1 protein-coding gene is annotated in these 1,995 nt (G+C 30.4%); it reads right to left on the bottom strand.

Features of this window, described 5'->3' with window-relative positions; all coding sequences use genetic code 11:
* Positions 1-106 precede the first annotated feature (106 nt).
* Complete coding sequence (locus tag QJ521_RS09580; protein WP_282840258.1) at positions 107-1,831, bottom strand: IS1634 family transposase; 1,725 nt, start codon at positions 1,829-1,831, stop codon at positions 107-109.
* Between the last annotated feature and the right edge of the window lie 164 nt (positions 1,832-1,995).

The following is a 1,995-nucleotide window of genomic DNA, read 5'->3' on the forward strand; positions in this document are numbered from 1 at the left end:
AATCCCAAGTTTGATAGATGACAATAAGCGAAAGACCACTTCACGTCCTTGTTAAGGCATTAAAATGGTCTTTTTTTCATATTTAAATGTAGCGTATTTTAACATTTTATTTATTTTTGTTCAATTGTACATTTGTATAGATGTTTTTGTTTATCTTTTTATCGAATATGACACATAGTTGGTCTAGTAATTCACTACCAGAATAAGTTGATTTAAATAATGCTTCATTCAATGAAACGACATTCAATGCTCTAAGTGTATCAATAATTTCATAAATGGTATACTTAGAGTCAAGTTTTTTTTCTAAGAGTCTATAAACAAGTAAAGCTGTAAAACAAATAGCGAAATGACTGATAATCCGCGTATCTTTTCTATGAAAAACAGGACGCGCTTTAAAATTTGACTTTAATATTCTAAAAGATTCTTCAATTTCCCAACGACGCGCACTTGCTTTTAAAATGTCTTTGACATCGTCATCCTCTAGTGAAGTCACTAATGCATAATAGCCATCATATTTGATTTCATCTTTGATTTTATCTAAATCTAAATCATAAGAAACTTCACCCTTTTGCTCAATTAATCGTTTGGGACTATTTTGAGAAACTTGATCAACACGATTTGACTGAATCAAATCGGCTGCTCTTTGAATTTGTTTTAATCTTAACGCACTTTGATATAATGCATATTTCTTTTGATAAGTCACGATGAGTCGTTGTTTAAAACTTGTTTTCTTCTTAAGTTGTCCGCTTTGTGTCAGTTCTCTTAATCCAACATCAATCGGATGATCTATCCACATTACTTTATAATACGTATCTTGATCATCATCTTTAAGGGTCGAAAGACTCTTAAGTTTACCTGTTGAAATACTTTGCCAGTGATCATCTGTTAAGATTAAATCTTGCTCACTACGCTTTAACTTCTTTAAAGATTGGGTAACGATATAGTCTCGATTGCCAAATGAGTTATAAAATCTTGTTTCATTGCTGTTGAGCCCACCATCCGATACGTAAATAAAATTAGATAATTTAAAGTCCTTTACAATCTTTTTTTCTAAGGGGAGCGTTGTTTGTTGCTCATTTGTATTTCCTGGATTTAGACTAAAAGCTAATGGAATCCCATCGCCATCCATAAATAAACCCATTTGAACAATTGGATTTGGCTTATGGTCTTTGCCTTGTCCGTATTTTCTAAAATGATCTTCACACTCAATTTCAAAGAAGTAGTTGGTGCAGTCATAATAAAGAATAGATGTGTTTCGCTTTGAGATGTTGATGCTTTCACGATATAGATGCGTTTGATATTGATCTAAGTGCTCAGATACTAAATCAAGTGTTTTATAAATGTCCTGTAGTTTAATCTTGGGTTTTTCATAATAGTTATTTAAATCATCAAAGGTTCCTAATTTCGATTTGGGATCTAAAATTCTTGCAAAGGTTAAAAATTTAAGAGCTTGATGTGGGTTGTACTCAACTTTGGTATCTTTTGTGATATCTTTAAAAAAAGTATCTAACTTTAATGCCTTGTAGATATCGTTTAAAAAGAAGTAGCCAATGTTAAGTAACTTTGAATGAGATGTTTTTTGATCTTTATGATGAAGAACTGCTTGCTGTAAATCGATTTTGATGGATAAAAAGTCTTCTTTTTCTTCTGCGGTTCTTTTTTTAGCATAAGCTTTTAAATACGTTAAAGGATCTTTATGTTTAAGAATTAAATCACTATGTTTTCCAAGTTTCTCGATATTGACAGTTTTAACTTGTTTACCAGTTCGAACAGATTTGGCTAAGTAATAAAGAATGTCTTCGTTTTTGAGTTTATATTTAACAATTTTCATCAAAGTTACCTCTTTTTATAAGTATCTAAGTATATTATACCATAATAATCTACAATACGCTACATATAAATGAAAAAAAGTTGACAAAATAAAAAGAACCATATACTTAAGTATATAGATTCTTGATTTTAATGGATTTATGGTTAGTAACTGTCAAACTCCCG

This window comes from Peloplasma aerotolerans (genome assembly GCF_030012175.1).
Classification (GTDB): domain Bacteria; phylum Bacillota_I; class Bacilli_A; order Acholeplasmatales; family Acholeplasmataceae; genus Peloplasma; species Peloplasma aerotolerans.